The organism is Achromobacter aegrifaciens (assembly GCF_902859965.1).
In the GTDB taxonomy this organism is placed as follows: domain Bacteria; phylum Pseudomonadota; class Gammaproteobacteria; order Burkholderiales; family Burkholderiaceae_B; genus Achromobacter; species Achromobacter aegrifaciens.
Genome location: NZ_CADIKO010000002.1, coordinates 931,938 through 944,944, shown reverse-complemented (window position 1 = coordinate 944,944; position 13,007 = coordinate 931,938). Strand labels below are relative to the sequence as shown.

The 13,007-nt window shown below is 67.9% G+C and carries 12 protein-coding genes; 7 read left to right on the top strand and 5 right to left on the bottom strand.

The features are described 5' to 3' along the window. Window positions 1-22 precede the first annotated feature (22 nt). The 3 genes from HV793_RS15555 to HV793_RS15545 all read left to right on the top strand — a co-directional run bounded on the left by HV793_RS15555 (window position 23) and on the right by HV793_RS15545 (window position 3,925). Window positions 23-844: a glucose 1-dehydrogenase gene (locus HV793_RS15555; protein ID WP_125473590.1), complete on the top strand. Its 822-nt coding sequence runs from the start codon at window positions 23-25 to the stop codon at window positions 842-844. Between the two features lie 3 nt (window positions 845-847). Next, window positions 848-2,665 (top strand): glycoside hydrolase family 15 protein, encoded by a 1,818-nt coding sequence (locus HV793_RS15550; RefSeq protein WP_175213467.1) that lies wholly within the window; start codon window positions 848-850, stop codon window positions 2,663-2,665. A gap of 132 nt (window positions 2,666-2,797) precedes the next feature. Then, the gene (locus tag HV793_RS15545; RefSeq protein ID WP_175213466.1) at window positions 2,798-3,925 is read left to right on the top strand and encodes an acyl-CoA dehydrogenase family protein; all 1,128 of its coding nucleotides are present in this window, start codon (window positions 2,798-2,800) and stop codon (window positions 3,923-3,925) included. Window positions 3,926-3,933: 8 nt separating this feature from the next. Here the strand turns inward: HV793_RS15545 and HV793_RS15540 are convergent, their stop codons facing one another. The 5 genes from HV793_RS15540 to HV793_RS15520 all read right to left on the bottom strand — a co-directional run bounded on the left by HV793_RS15540 (window position 3,934) and on the right by HV793_RS15520 (window position 6,461). After that, window positions 3,934-4,305, bottom strand: a complete 372-nt coding sequence (locus HV793_RS15540; protein WP_054453896.1) for a DUF2784 domain-containing protein — start codon at window positions 4,303-4,305, stop codon at window positions 3,934-3,936. Window positions 4,306-4,318: 13 nt separating this feature from the next. Next, complete coding sequence (locus HV793_RS15535; RefSeq protein WP_054453899.1) at window positions 4,319-4,894, bottom strand: restriction endonuclease; 576 nt, start codon at window positions 4,892-4,894, stop codon at window positions 4,319-4,321. Window positions 4,895-4,927: 33 nt separating this feature from the next. Then, the gene (locus tag HV793_RS15530) at window positions 4,928-5,173 is read right to left on the bottom strand and encodes an RNA-binding S4 domain-containing protein (RefSeq protein WP_125473305.1); all 246 of its coding nucleotides are present in this window, start codon (window positions 5,171-5,173) and stop codon (window positions 4,928-4,930) included. Window positions 5,174-5,206: 33 nt separating this feature from the next. Continuing rightward, window positions 5,207-5,866, bottom strand: coding sequence for a DUF502 domain-containing protein (locus HV793_RS15525; RefSeq protein WP_119449644.1), 660 nt, complete (start codon window positions 5,864-5,866; stop codon window positions 5,207-5,209). Between the two features lie 127 nt (window positions 5,867-5,993). Continuing rightward, the gene (locus tag HV793_RS15520) at window positions 5,994-6,461 is read right to left on the bottom strand and encodes an Lrp/AsnC ligand binding domain-containing protein (RefSeq protein WP_013394098.1); all 468 of its coding nucleotides are present in this window, start codon (window positions 6,459-6,461) and stop codon (window positions 5,994-5,996) included. Between the two features lie 135 nt (window positions 6,462-6,596). Between HV793_RS15520 and HV793_RS15515 the strand changes: the two genes are divergently transcribed. The 4 genes from HV793_RS15515 to HV793_RS15500 all read left to right on the top strand — a co-directional run bounded on the left by HV793_RS15515 (window position 6,597) and on the right by HV793_RS15500 (window position 12,984). After that, on the top strand, window positions 6,597-7,898 hold the full coding sequence (locus tag HV793_RS15515; protein ID WP_054453905.1) for a D-amino acid dehydrogenase: 1,302 nt from the start codon (window positions 6,597-6,599) through the stop codon (window positions 7,896-7,898). 79 nt (window positions 7,899-7,977) lie between these two features. Continuing rightward, window positions 7,978-9,105, top strand: coding sequence for a metallophosphoesterase family protein (locus HV793_RS15510; RefSeq protein WP_119449677.1), 1,128 nt, complete (start codon window positions 7,978-7,980; stop codon window positions 9,103-9,105). Beyond that, the gene (locus HV793_RS15505) at window positions 9,102-11,729 is read left to right on the top strand and encodes an AAA family ATPase (RefSeq protein ID WP_175213465.1); all 2,628 of its coding nucleotides are present in this window, start codon (window positions 9,102-9,104) and stop codon (window positions 11,727-11,729) included. Before HV793_RS15510 ends, HV793_RS15505 begins: the two co-directional genes overlap by 4 nt. Window positions 11,730-12,102: 373 nt before the next feature. Then, window positions 12,103-12,984 (top strand): DMT family transporter, encoded by an 882-nt coding sequence (locus tag HV793_RS15500; RefSeq protein ID WP_175213464.1) that lies wholly within the window; start codon window positions 12,103-12,105, stop codon window positions 12,982-12,984. Window positions 12,985-13,007 lie beyond the last annotated feature (23 nt).

The window sequence follows — 13,007 nt, the reverse complement described above, 5'->3', positions numbered from 1 at the left end:
AGCGGCCGCCAGGGAGGCAGGCATGCATCACGCGAGCGAACTGCGCGGCCGGGTGGCCGTGGTGACAGGCGCATCTTCCGGCATAGGCCGGGCCATCGCGATCGGGCTGGCGGCCGCTGGCGCGCAGGTGGTGGTGAATCATCGCGCGGGCGGCGATTCTCAGGGGCGGGCCGCCGCCGTCGCCGAAGCGATCCAGCGGCAGGGCGGTTCGGCCGTCACCGCGGCCGCCGACATCAGCAAGGAGCCCGAGGTGGAGCACCTGTTTGCGCAGGCGCTGCAGCATTACGGGCGCCTGGACATCCTGGTCAACAACGCGGGCATAGAGCATCCCGCGCCGATTGCGGACATGACGCTGGCCGACTGGCAGCGCGTCATCGACGTGAACCTGACGGGGCAGTTCCTGTGCGCGCGCGCCGCTGCGCAGCAGTTCCAGTCACAGCCGGTCGACCCGGCGCGGCAGGGATTGGCGGCGGGCAACATCCTCTTCATCAGTTCCGTGCACGAGGTCATACCCTGGGCCTTCCAGGTGAATTACGCGGCGTCCAAGGGCGGCGTATCGATGCTGATGAAATCCCTGGCGCAGGAGCTGGCGCCGGCCCGGATACGCGTCAATTCGATTGCGCCGGGCGCCATACGCACGGCTATCAACCAGCCGGCCTGGGATACGCCGGAAAGCCTGGCCAGGCTGTTGCAGCTGATTCCCTACGGCCGCATCGGCGAACCCGAAGACGTGGCGCGGGCCGCCGTCTGGCTCGCCAGCGACGCCTCGGATTACGTCACCGGCACGACCTTGTTCGTCGACGGCGGCATGACGCTGTATCCCGAATTCCGGGGCGCGGGCTAGGCCATGTCCAAGCCCCTGGAAGACTATGGCTTGATCGGCAACATGCTGTCGGCTGCGCTGGTGGCGCGCGACGGCTCCATCGACTGGCTGTGCCTGCCGCACTTCGATTCCCCCGCCTGCTTCGCGGCGTTGCTGGGCGATGAACGGCACGGGCGCTGGCGCATTGCGCCGCACGCGCAGCGCTGCACGGTGTCGCGCCGTTATGTGCCGGATACCGCGGTGCTGGAAACGCGCTACGAAACCAGCTCGGGGACGGCGCTGCTGTACGACTTCATGCCTTTGAGCGACGACGACGAGCGCGCCGACGTGGTGCGCATCGTGCGCGGCGAATCCGGACACGTGCAGATGGACATGGAGATGGCGCTGCGCTTCAACTATGGGCAGGCCGTTCCCTGGGTGCGCCGGCGCGACTATGGCCTGAGCGCCATCGCGGGCCCCGACGCGGTCGAACTGCACACGCCGGTGGACCTGGCGGGGCACGAACTCACCACCACGGCGCGCTTCACCGTGCATCCGGGCCGGGTGGTGCCGTTTACGCTGTCCTACCACCGTTCGCACCGCACGCCGCACTTCGTGCCGGATCGCGTGGAAAGCATGGACCGCACCATTTCCTGGTGGCAGGAATGGGCCAAGCGCTGCCGCTGGGAGGGCAGCGAAGAAGGGCGCGAGGCCGTTGTGCGCTCGCTGATTACCTTGAAGCTGCTGACCTTCCAGCCCACCGGCGGCATCATTGCCGCGCCTACCACCTCGCTGCCGGAGGCCCTGGGCGGCAGCCGCAACTGGGACTACCGGCATTGCTGGCTGCGCGATTCGGCGCTGACCCTCTACGCCTTGCTCAATGCCGGCTACCGCGAGGAGGCCGAGGCCTGGCGCCAATGGCTGTTGCGCGCGGTGGCCGGGCATCCCGACCAGTTGCAGATCATGTACGGCATCGCGGGCGAACGCTGGCTGCCCGAACTGGAAATCCCCTGGCTGCCGGGCTATGAGGGCAGCCTGCCGGTGCGCCGGGGCAACGGCGCCGCCGGCCAGAGCCAGCTGGACGTCTATGGCGAACTCATCGAAACCCTGTATGCGGCGCGCGCCGCGGATCTGGCGCCGCTGGCCGAGGCCTGGCGCCTGCAGAACGTGCTGCTGGAGCCATTGAAGCGCCGTTGGCAGGACCTGGACCACGGCATCTGGGAAGTTCGCGGCGAGCGCCGCGCCTTCACCCATTCGCGCCTGATGTGCTGGGTGGCCTTCGACCGCGCGGTGCAATCCTGTGATCGCTTCGGCCTGCGCGGGCCGCGCGATGAATGGCAGCGGCTTGCCGACCGCATCCGGGCGGACATCTGCAAGCACGGCTACAACCAGGCGCGCGGCAGCTTCGTGCAGAGCTATGGATCTGATGAGCTGGATGCCAGCCTGCTGCTCATCCCCCAGGTGGGTTTCCTGCCCGCGGACGATCCGCGGGTGGCGGGGACGGTGCGCGCCATCGAGCGCGAACTGCTGCGCGATGGCTTGCTGCTGCGCTACTCCAATCAGCATGCCAGCGACGGCCTGCCGGGCGACGAAGGCGTGTTCCTGGCCTGCAGCTTCTGGCTGGCCGACGCCTACGTCATGCAGGGGCGCATCGATGACGCCGAACGCCTGTTCGAGCGGCTGCTGGCGCTGCGCAACGACCTGGGCCTGCTGGCCGAGGAATACGACGTAGGCCGGCGCCGCCTGGTGGGCAATTTCCCGCAGGGGTTCTCGCATATCGGGCTGGTCAATACCGCCTACAACCTGAGCCGGGCGAGCGGCCCGGCGCGTCAGCGCAGCGAGCAGGACGCGCCGCGGGAATAGGCCGCGCGGCGGCGTCCAGCGCCTGCCGGCGCGGTGTATTCTGGCGATCTGACGGCCGCCCCAAGTCGGGCGCCGAACCGCAGAACAGAGCAGGCCGCGCATCGGCCGCCACCGCATCCAGGAGAGACAAGCATGCTTTTGACCGACGAACAGCTCAGCGTCCAGGAAATGGCGCGCCGCTTCGCGCAGGAGCGCCTGGCGCCCAACTCGGAACGCTGGGACCGCGACCATCACTATCCCGCCGACGCCATCGCCGAAATGGCGCAACTGGGCTTTTTCGGCATGCTGGTGCCCGAAGCCTGGGACGGCAATGACAGCGGCTATATCTCGTATGCGGTCGCGCTGGAGGAAATCGCGGCCGGCAATGGCGCCTGCTCCACCATCATGAGCGTGCACAATTCGGTGGCCTGCATGCCCATCCTGAAGTTCGGTACCGACGCGCAGAAAGAACAGTTCCTGCGTCCGCTGGCAACGGGCGAGCATATCGGCGCCTTCGCGCTGACCGAGCCGCAGGCGGGGTCGGACGCCAGCAGCCTGCACACCCGGGCGCGCCGCGATGGCGACGACTACATCCTGAATGGCGCCAAGCAGTTCATCACGTCGGGGCGCAGCGGCCAGGTGGTGATCGTATTCGCCGTGACCGACCCGGATGCCGGCAAGCGCGGCATCTCGGCCTTCATCGTGCCTACCGATACCCCGGGCTACAAGGTGTTGCGGGTGGAAGAAAAGCTCGGCCAGCATGCGTCCGACACCTGCCAGATCGCGTTCGAGGACATGCGCATTCCGGCGGCTTACCGGCTGGGCGCGGAGGGCGAAGGCTACAAGATCGCCCTGTCCAACCTGGAGGGCGGGCGCATCGGCATCGCGTCCCAGTCGGTGGGCATGGCGCGCGCGGCCTACGAGTGCGCGCGCGACTACGCGCGCGACCGGCAGGCCTTCGGCAAACCCATCATGGAGCATCAGGCGGTCGCGTTCCGGCTGGCCGACATGGCCACGCAGATCCATGCGGCGCGCCAGATGGTGCTGCATGCGGCAGCCTTGCGCGAGGCCGGCAGGCCGGCGTTGACGGAAGCGTCCATGGCCAAGCTGTTCGCCTCCGAGATGGCCGAGAAGGTCTGCTCCGCCGCCATCCAGACCCTGGGCGGCTACGGCTATCTGAAGGACTTTCCGGTGGAACGCATCTATCGCGACGTGCGCGTCTGCCAGATCTATGAAGGCACCAGCGACATCCAGCGCCTGGTGATCGCCCGGGCCCTGTGAACGAAAGGCTAGGCCGGCAGGCGCCGGCCGCGCCGCGCCCACAGCGTGTAGACGACGATGTTGCCCACGATCAGCAAGGCCGCCAGTACGATCTGCGTGCCGCGGGTGATGCCTTCGGGGTAGATCAGCGCCAGTATGTAGTGTTCGATGAAGCCGCCGCCATAGCCTTGCTGGCCGGCCTGCTGGCGCAGCGAAATCTCCAGCGGCGTCAGCGGGCAGATCCAGCCCATGCCTATCACCAGCGCGCCCCAGGCCAGCGCGGGCAGGTGCAGGTAGGCGATCCAGCGCTTCCACAACGCCAGCAGGCCGCCGAATACGACGAAGGCAACGAAGAGGCCGTGCACGATGAGCACCAGGTCGGCGAGCAGTCGATAGCTCATGGCCGTGTCCGCCTCAGGGCTTGAGGTCCCGCAGCAGCTTGGCCAGTTCAGGCGCGGTCATCAGCGACACGCCTTGCGACTTGGCGTATTGCAGGGCGTTGTCCGAGACCTCGCCCAGCGCAATGTAGATGGCTTCGCGCGCGCCGCGCTTCTCGCGCGCTGCCTGCAGTTCGCGCAAGGGTTCGACGCCGACGCGGGCGGCCTTCCAGCGCTTGGCGCTGACCATGGCGACATGGCCGTCCTTGCTCAGCGCGAAATCGGCGCCGGGCAATTGCAGGCGCTGCACTTCACAGCCGTCGCGGCGAAAGCCCGCTTCGACGGTTTTGGAAAATTCCGCCCAGGACATGCCGGCGGCGGCTTCGGCCACGGCCTGCACCCGCGCGCCCGAGGGCGCGCGCAATTGCTTGTAGGCCGCCATGATGGCGATGACCGCGAACGGTACCGCGGCGAACACGCCCATCGCGGCGTACTCCAGCGGCAGCGCGGCAAAGCCGGCGGCCGACAGCAGCACGGCCACGCCGGCGCTCATCCACCAGGGCGAGCGCAGCAGCACCGCAAAAATGGAGTTCTGGGACATCTTGAGTTTCATGGCGGCTCGCGGTGATGCGTGGTGTGGAGGGCTTCAGGCGTCTGCGTCGCCGGCGTCGGGGCCGCGCACGACGATGCGCACGTCGCCGCAGGTCACGATCTGGCCGGCGCGGATCTTGGCCGTCTTGCGGCTTTCGACCACGCCGCCCACGCTGACGTGGCCTTCGGCCACCAGCATCTTGCCCGCGCCGCCGCTGTCGCACACGCCGGTGGCCTTGAGCAGCTGGTTCACTTCAATATAGGGGCTGCCTTCGGCCAGCGTGAATTCGATGATGGGCATAGCGAGAGTCTGGTAGAGGTGGGGGCGGGGCGCTCAGGCTTGGCCGCCGCCGTTGGCGCCGTCCTGGGCAGGGGCGGGGGGCTCCTGCGCGGCGGGACGGTTGTTGCTGGTTTCGGCGCGAGCCATCCAGGCGATCAGGGACGAACGCATGGCTTCCTCGACCGACATCTGGATGGGCTGGACCCATTCCTGCGGCACGAACACGGTATAGCCGCCGATCATGTAGCCCATCGGCAGGTATACGGCCACGCGCTCGCCCTGGGTGAACCCTTCGGGCAAGCCTTCCATGTTGCGGCGTGTGACCAGGCCGACCAGTTCCAGCTGCTGGCCCGGCACTCGCAGGATCACGACCTGCTGGGCGGTGTTCTTGGAACTGGGCGAAAAATAGTCCGCGAAGCTCTTCAGCGACGAATAGATGCTCTTGACCACCGGCAGGTTGGTGAACGGCATTTCCAGCAGCACCAGCACGCGCTGCACGCGTTCCTTGGACACCAGGTAGCCGATGGCCAGGATGCCGAGGATGCCCAGCGCCAGGCCCATGCCCGGCACATAGAACCCGCCGATGAAGGGGCGCAGGAAGGTCAGCGCCACGGCTTCGGTCCACGCCAGGAAGATATAGAGCAGGTAGATCGTCAGGGCCAGCGGCAGGACGGTGATCAGGCCGCGGAAGAAGTATTTATAGAGGCGAGTCATAGACATAGGCAAATAAATCAGGGTCGGATTACGCGGCAAAGGCACGCGCCGAAGGGCCGCCAGCATAGCAGCCGGCGCGGGCCCGACAGGTAACAATCGGCATGCGATCAGCGGAAGCGGCGCGCGCCTAGCGGTCCACGGGCAGGTACAGGGTCTCCTTGATCTCCTCCATGACCACGTAGCTGCGCGATTCAGCGGACGCGGGCAGGCGCTTGAGGATTTCGCCGAGGAGACGGCGGTATTCGTTCATTTCGGTCAGGCGGGCCTTGACCAGGTAGTCGAAGTCGCCGGACACCAGATGGCATTCCATGACTTCGGGCACGTACAGCAGCTCTTTCTTGACCTTGTCGAACACGTCGCCGGATTTGGCCGACAGCTTGATCTCCAGGAAGACGAGCAGGTTCTTGCCCAGCGCCGCCGGATTGACGCGCGCATGGTAACCCGTGATGACGCCTTCGCGCTCCATGCGCTTGACGCGGTCGGAGCAGGGGGTGGCGGACAGGCTGATCCGGTCGGCCAGTTCGGTCACGGAAATGCGGCCTTCCCGCTGCAGGATATCCAGGATTTTCAGGTCGATACGGTCTAGCTCGCGCATTTCACTTTTGGCGATCGAAAAACAGGAGGCGGCCGGGAAAAAGCACTGGCAAAGCAAAATCTTCAGTGCTTTTCACTGCTGAGAGGCCCATAGACTACCGAAATTCCTGAACAAAACCAATCACCGGAAAGAATCATGCACGTCATCGTCCTCGGCAGCGGCGTCATCGGCACCACCACCGCCTACTATCTGGCCCGCCAAGGCGCCAAAGTCACGGTGCTGGACCGCCAGCCTTCGGCGGCGCAAGAGACCAGCTACGCCAACGCCGGACAGGTTTCGCCGGGCTATTCCACGCCGTGGGCCGCGCCCGGCATTCCGCTGAAGGCCATCAAGTGGCTGTTCCAGAAACACGCTCCGCTGGCCATACGCCTGGACGGCAGCCTGTTCCAGCTGAAATGGATGGCGTCCATGCTGGCCAACTGTTCGGCCGAACGGTACTCGGTGAACAAGGAGCGCATGCTGCGCCTGTCCGAGTACAGCCGCGATTGCCTGCGCGAACTGCGCCAGTCCACCGGCATCCACTACGAAGAACGCACCCGCGGCACCTTGCAGCTGTTCCGCACCGAGGCCCAGCTGGAAGCCGCGCGCCGCGACATCGCGGTGCTGGAAGAAGTGGGCGTACCCTACGAACTGCTGGACCGCAACCGCCTGGTGACGGCCGAGCCCGCCCTGGCGCGCTCGCTGCACAAGCTGAGCGGCGGCCTGCGCCTGCCCAACGACGAAACCGGCGACTGCCAACTGTTCACGACGCGTCTGGCCGAAATGGCCAAGGGCCTGGGCGTGGAATTCCGTTACGGCCAGACGGTGTCGGGCCTGAACACGGCCGGCGGCCAGATCACCGGCGTGCGCGTGGGCAATGAAGTCCTGACCGCCGATCGCTATGTCGCCGCCTTCGGCAGCTACACGCGCGACTTCCTCAAGCCGCTGGATCTGGACCTGCCGGTGTATCCGCTCAAGGGCTACTCGCTGACCATCCCCATGGCGGACGAATCGGCCGCGCCGGTTTCGACCATCCTGGACGAAACCTACAAGATCGCCGTCACGCGTTTCGACCAGCGCATCCGCGTGGGCGGCATGGCCGAGATCGCGGGCTTCGACCTGCGCCTGAAGGAGGCCCGCCGCAAGACGCTGGAACTGGTCGTCAACGACCTGTTCCCGGGCAGCGGCCACGTGGCCCAGGCCGAGTTCTGGACCGGCCTGCGTCCCATGACGCCGGACGGCACGCCGGTGGTCGGCGCGACCCGCTACGGCAACCTGTACCTGAACACCGGCCACGGCACGCTGGGCTGGACCATGGCCTGCGGCTCGGGCAAGCTGGTGGCCGACCTGGTCATGGGCCAGCGTCCCGCCATCCGCACCGACGGCCTGGGCCTGTCGCGCTATGACCGCAAGGCGGCGTCCAGCCAGTCGCTGGTGCTGGACGGCAAGAGCGCCTGATTCCGCTTGCGGCAAGCCGGCGGCGATTCTTCCGGATATCGCCGCCGGGACTGCGCATGGGCCATCTACAATGGCCCGCATGATCCATTTCCTGCACACCGCCGACTGGCAGATCGGCCGACAATACGGCCAGTTTGAAACCGACGATGCCGCCATGCTGGCCGAGGCCCGCTTCGACGTCGTCGCCCGCATCGCTGCGCTGGCCGCGGAGCGCGGCGTGGACGCCGTGCTGGTGGCGGGCGATGTGTTCGACACGCAGGGCGTGTCGGACCGCACGATACGCCGCCTGTTCGCGGCCATGGCCGCTTACACCGGCCCCTGGGTCATGATCGCCGGCAACCACGACGCCGCGCTGGCCGACAGCGTCTGGAGCCGGGCGATGCAGTTGGGCTGCATCCCTTCCAACGTGCATGTTCCGCTGCGCACCGGCGTGGTCGATCTGGCGGCGATCAATCTCGCCGTGCTGGCCGCGCCCCTGACGCAACGCCATACCTACGACGACGTGACCCAGGCCTTCGACGCGCTGGAAACCGAAGCCGGCCGCATCCGCGTGGGCCTGGCGCACGGCAGCGTGGCGGGCCGCCTGCCGGACACCATCGATGCCACCAATCCCATCGCCCCGGACCGCGCGGTTCGCGCGCGGCTGGACTATCTGGCGCTGGGCGACTGGCACGGCTGTCTGTCCATCGACGAGCGCACCTGGTACGCCGGCACGCCGGAGCAGGACCGCTTCCGCGGCAACGAACCGGGGTACGCGCTGCATGTGCGCATCGAGGCGCCGGGCGCCACGCCCGCCGTCGAGCGGCTGGCTACGGGCAAGTACCGCTGGTCGGCCTGGTCGGAAACGCTGAGCCTGCCCTCGGACGCGCAGGCGCTGGCCGCGCGCATGGCCGAGCTGCGCGCCGAGGATGTGCTGCGGCTGGACCTGCAAGGGCACGTCAACATGGAAACCTGGGAAGCGCTGCAACGCGCCGTGGACCAGGCCGCGGCGCAGGTGCGTGCGCTGCTGCCGGACCTGTCCGGCCTCATGCTGGAACCGGACGAAGCCGACCTGGCCGAACTGCGCGCCAGCGGCTACGTGGGCGAAGTTGCGGCGCAATTGCAGGCATTGCAGGCCGACCCGGAACAATCTGCGGTTGCGGGCGAGGCATTGCGGCTGCTGCTGCGGTTCCAGCGCGAAAGCGCCGCGCCGGGAGCCGCCAAATGAAGCTCTCGCGCATCGCCCTGGAAGAATTCCGCAAGTTCCGCCAGCCCATGGCGCTGGAAGGGCTGCAGGACGGCCTGAACCTGTTCGTGGGCCCGAACGAAGCCGGCAAGAGCACCGTGGCCGCGGCCATCCGTTCCGCCTTTCTTGAACGCTACAGCACCAGCAAGGTCGCTGACCTGGCGCCGCACGGCGAGTCCGGCGCGCGACCCAGCGTGGAACTGGAATTCACGCATGCCGGACACAGCTATGTGCTGAAGAAGCAATTCCTGTCGCGCGCCCGCTGCGAACTGTTGATCGATGGCGGCGCGCAACGGCTGGACGGCGAAGAGGCCGAGAACGCGCTGGCCGCATTGCTGGGCTTTGAACTGCCGGGACGCGGCCAGAGCAAGCCGGACCTGGCGGGCATACCGGGCCTGTTGTGGATCCAGCAGGGCGACGGCCAGAATCTGCAGGAAGCGGCCGGCCATGCGGGCGCGCATCTGCGTGAGGCCTTGACGCAGCTGTCCGGCGAGCTGGCTTCGGGCGATGGCGACCGCCTGTACGAGCGCGTGGCCGCCGAACGCGGCGCGCTGCTGGACGCACGCAATGGCCGCCCCAAGGGCGTCTACAAGGAAGCCGAAGATGCGCTGACGCGCGCCGCGGCCGAACGCGACGAGTGCGCGCAGGCCATGGCGCAGCTGAACGCCGACGTGGACCGCCTGGCCGAATTGCGCCGCGACCACGAGCGCGCCCAGGCCGGCGAGCCCTGGAAGGACTTCGAAGCCAAGGCGGCCGAGGCGCGTGCGCGCCTGGCGGCCCTGGCCAAGGAGCGCGAAGCCTTCGAAGGGCTGCGCCGCGAACAGGCGCAAGCCGCGCAAACGCTGGCGCTGTTGCAGGACCAGGTCCGGCGCGACCAGCAGGACGAGGCCGAACTCCAGTCGCTGGCCAGCGAGGCCCGCGCCGCGCGCGCCCGGGTCGAAGCCGCGCGCGAACCGCTGGCGCGCGCCCAACAGCAGCGCCAGGCGCATGCGGCCGCGGTGGACGCGGCGCGCCAGCGCGTTACTTCGGTGCAGGCCGTGGCCGACCGGCGCGACCTGGAGCATCAACTGCTCCAGTTGGGCGTGGAGATCGAACGCCTGGACGGCGCATTGAAGGAAGTCACCGCATTGATCGAGCAGGGCTCCGCGCTCAAGGCCGAGACCATGCGGATCGAAATCGCCGACGCCGACATCGAAGCCCTGCGCAAGAGCGAACGCGAACTGGCCAACCTGCAATTGCAGCAGCAGGCCAGCGCCACGCGCCTGTCCTATCAGCTGGAAGCGGGCGGCCGGGCGGTGCTGGACGGCCGGATGCTGAGCGGCGCGGACGAGGTCCTGTTGACGGCGGCCGCCGAACTGGAACTGCCGGGCGTGGGGCGCTTGCGCATCGAGCCGGGCGGCAAGGACTTGCCCGCGCTCAAGCGCGAAATCGACGCGGCTCGGGCGGCCAGCGCGGCCTTGCTGCAGCGCCTGGACGTCGAGAGCCTGGCGCAGGCCGAGCAACGCTACGCCCGCCATGGCGCCTTGCTGCGCGAGCTGGACGGCATGCGCAAGACGCTGGGCATCCATGCGCCCAAGGGCGTGGACGTTCTGCGTGGCCAGCGCGACGACGCGTTGGCGCGTCGCGTGCAATTGCAGGAACGTTTGGACAAGCTGCCAGCTGCGCCGCAGGCGGACGGCGGCGGCGATCTGCCCGGGGCGCTCCAGGCCCTGCGGGAGGCCGAGGCGGTTTCGGCGCAGGCCGAGACCGCGCTGGCCGCCGCACAGCGCACCATGGACACCGACGGCGCGCGCGCCCAATTGCTGGAAAACCAGACGGCGGCGCGCAGCGCCGAGCTCCAATCGCCCGAGCGCGCGACGCAGCGGCAGGCCCGCGCAGGCAGGCTCGCCGAGGTCCGCAGCAGCCACGACGAACTGGAGCGCCGCGTGCGCGAGGCGCAGGCGGCATTGGCTGGCCACCGTCCCGAGCTGGTCGAACAGGATGTGCAGCGCTACGAGAAGTCCGCCGCGATCGAGCGCGAGGCGCAGCACAAGCGCCACGGCGAAATCCTGCAGTTGCAAGGCAAGCTGGACCAGGCGGGCGCCCAAGGGCTGGGCGAACGCCTGTCTGAAGCAGAGGCCGCCTGCGAACGCCTGGAACGGCGGCGCGACGACTTCGCCCGCCGCGCCGCTGCGCTGGAACTCCTGCAAAAGCTGCTGGCAGACAAGCGCGCGGCGGCGACGCAACGCCTGCAAGCGCCGCTGGCGCGCCGGCTGAACCACTACCTGGCACTGCTGTTTCCGGAAGCCGACCTGCGACTGGACGATGCCTTGCTGCCCGCCGCGCTGCGCCGCGCGGGCGGCGAGGACCAGCTGTCCGCGCTCAGCTTCGGCACGCGCGAACAACTGGGCATCCTGGCCCGCTTCGCCTACGCCGATCTGCTGCGCGAAGCAGGGCGGCCGACGCTGCTGCTGCTCGACGACGCGCTGGTCCACACGGACGACGCGCGGCGCGACTTCATGAAGCGCGCGCTGTTCGACGCGGCCACGCGGCATCAGATCCTCATGTTCACCTGCCATGGCGAAGCGTGGCGCGACATGGGCGTGGAGCAGCGGCGCATCGCTTGACCGCGCCGCGCGCAGCCGGTAGGCTACGCCCCATGCCTGACCACACGCTCCTCGCCGATTCCGCATCCGCTGCCCGCGCAGCGGATACGCGTGCGCGTGTGCTGTCCCGGCGCTCCGCAGTTTCCCCCGGTTTTTCTCCTGTCGTGTCCACGGTGGTATCGCCGCCGGTCGCGCCGCCTTGCGGCGTGGTCTCGGGTGCTTACCCGCCTAGCGCGGTCGTCGTCGGCTGACGCCGTCCGCAACGCGACTCCAGCCTTTTTTCAAAAAGCTTCGTCAGACGTCCTGATGCATATTGCATCCGTCTAGCGCATGCTTATGCCCGCTTGCGCGGGCGGGGCTGGAGCCTGTTCATACCCCGACAGGTAGAAACCTCATGTCTTTCGATAGATCTGCGTGGACCTCCTATGGCTCCACTTCCTTGTTCGTGCTGCTGTGGAGCGGCGGCGCGATTTTCGCCAAGTGGGGGCTGTCCCACGCCTCCGCCTTCGGCTTCCTGCTGTTGCGCTTCATCCTGGCGCTGGCCGCGCTGATGCTGTTGTGCGCGTGGCGGCGGCGCTGGCTGCCAGAGCCTGGCACGCGTCTGACGGTCGCGGCCACTGGCCTGCTGCTCATCGGCGGCTACTCCATCTGCTACCTGCTGGCGCTGGACCACGGCATCACGCCGGGTGTGCTGGCCACGCTGCTGGGCGCGCAGCCCATTCTGACGTTGGCGGTGATGGAAAGGCGTTACTCATTGCCGCGCGTGGCGGGCCTCGGCCTTGCCTTGTGCGGGCTGGTGATGGTGGTCTACCAGAGCATAGGCATGGCGCGTTTTTCCGCGGCCGGCATGGCCTACGCGCTGGCCGCGCTGCTTTGCATGACCAGCGGCGCGATGCTGCAGAAACGCGTGCGCCAGGCGCCCATGGATGTCATGCCGTTGCAGTACTTCGTCAGTCTGGCGTTGTGCCTGCTGTTCGTGCCATTCCAACCGATCCGCGTGGAGTGGGTGATCGGTTTCATCCTGCCGCTGATCTGGATGGGCCTGGTGATCTCGGTGGGCGCGACCCTGCTGTTCTACCGCATGATCCAGGCTGGCAACCTGGTCAATGTCACCAGCCTGTTCTATCTGGTCCCGGCCGGCACGGCGGCCCTGGATTACCTCATCCTGGGCAACCGGTTGTCGGCGTTGAGTCTGGGCGGGATGGCGGCGATCCTGCTGGGCCTGATGCTGGTGTTGCGCAGTCCGGCGCCAGCGGCGAAAGCGGTGCAGAGCTGACCATTGCCTGTTGAGGCATGACC

Bases quoted from the DNA above. Each gene is read 5' to 3' on its own strand.
- HV793_RS15505 (WP_175213465.1), top strand. From the start codon at position 9,102: ATGAAGCTCTCGCGCATCGCCCTGGAAGAATTCCGCAAGTTCCGCCAG.
- HV793_RS15515 (WP_054453905.1), top strand. From the start codon at position 6,597: ATGCACGTCATCGTCCTCGGCAGCGGCGTCATCGGCACCACCACCGCC.
- HV793_RS15555 (WP_125473590.1), top strand. From the start codon at position 23: ATGCATCACGCGAGCGAACTGCGCGGCCGGGTGGCCGTGGTGACAGGC.
- HV793_RS15520 (WP_013394098.1), bottom strand. From the start codon at position 6,461: ATGCGCGAGCTAGACCGTATCGACCTGAAAATCCTGGATATCCTGCAG.
- HV793_RS15510 (WP_119449677.1), top strand. From the start codon at position 7,978: ATGATCCATTTCCTGCACACCGCCGACTGGCAGATCGGCCGACAATAC.
- HV793_RS15530 (WP_125473305.1), bottom strand. From the start codon at position 5,173: ATGCCCATCATCGAATTCACGCTGGCCGAAGGCAGCCCCTATATTGAA.
- HV793_RS15500 (WP_175213464.1), top strand. From the start codon at position 12,103: ATGTCTTTCGATAGATCTGCGTGGACCTCCTATGGCTCCACTTCCTTG.
- HV793_RS15535 (WP_054453899.1), bottom strand. From the start codon at position 4,894: ATGAAACTCAAGATGTCCCAGAACTCCATTTTTGCGGTGCTGCTGCGC.
- HV793_RS15545 (WP_175213466.1), top strand. From the start codon at position 2,798: ATGCTTTTGACCGACGAACAGCTCAGCGTCCAGGAAATGGCGCGCCGC.
- HV793_RS15540 (WP_054453896.1), bottom strand. From the start codon at position 4,305: ATGAGCTATCGACTGCTCGCCGACCTGGTGCTCATCGTGCACGGCCTC.
- HV793_RS15550 (WP_175213467.1), top strand. From the start codon at position 848: ATGTCCAAGCCCCTGGAAGACTATGGCTTGATCGGCAACATGCTGTCG.
- HV793_RS15525 (WP_119449644.1), bottom strand. From the start codon at position 5,866: ATGACTCGCCTCTATAAATACTTCTTCCGCGGCCTGATCACCGTCCTG.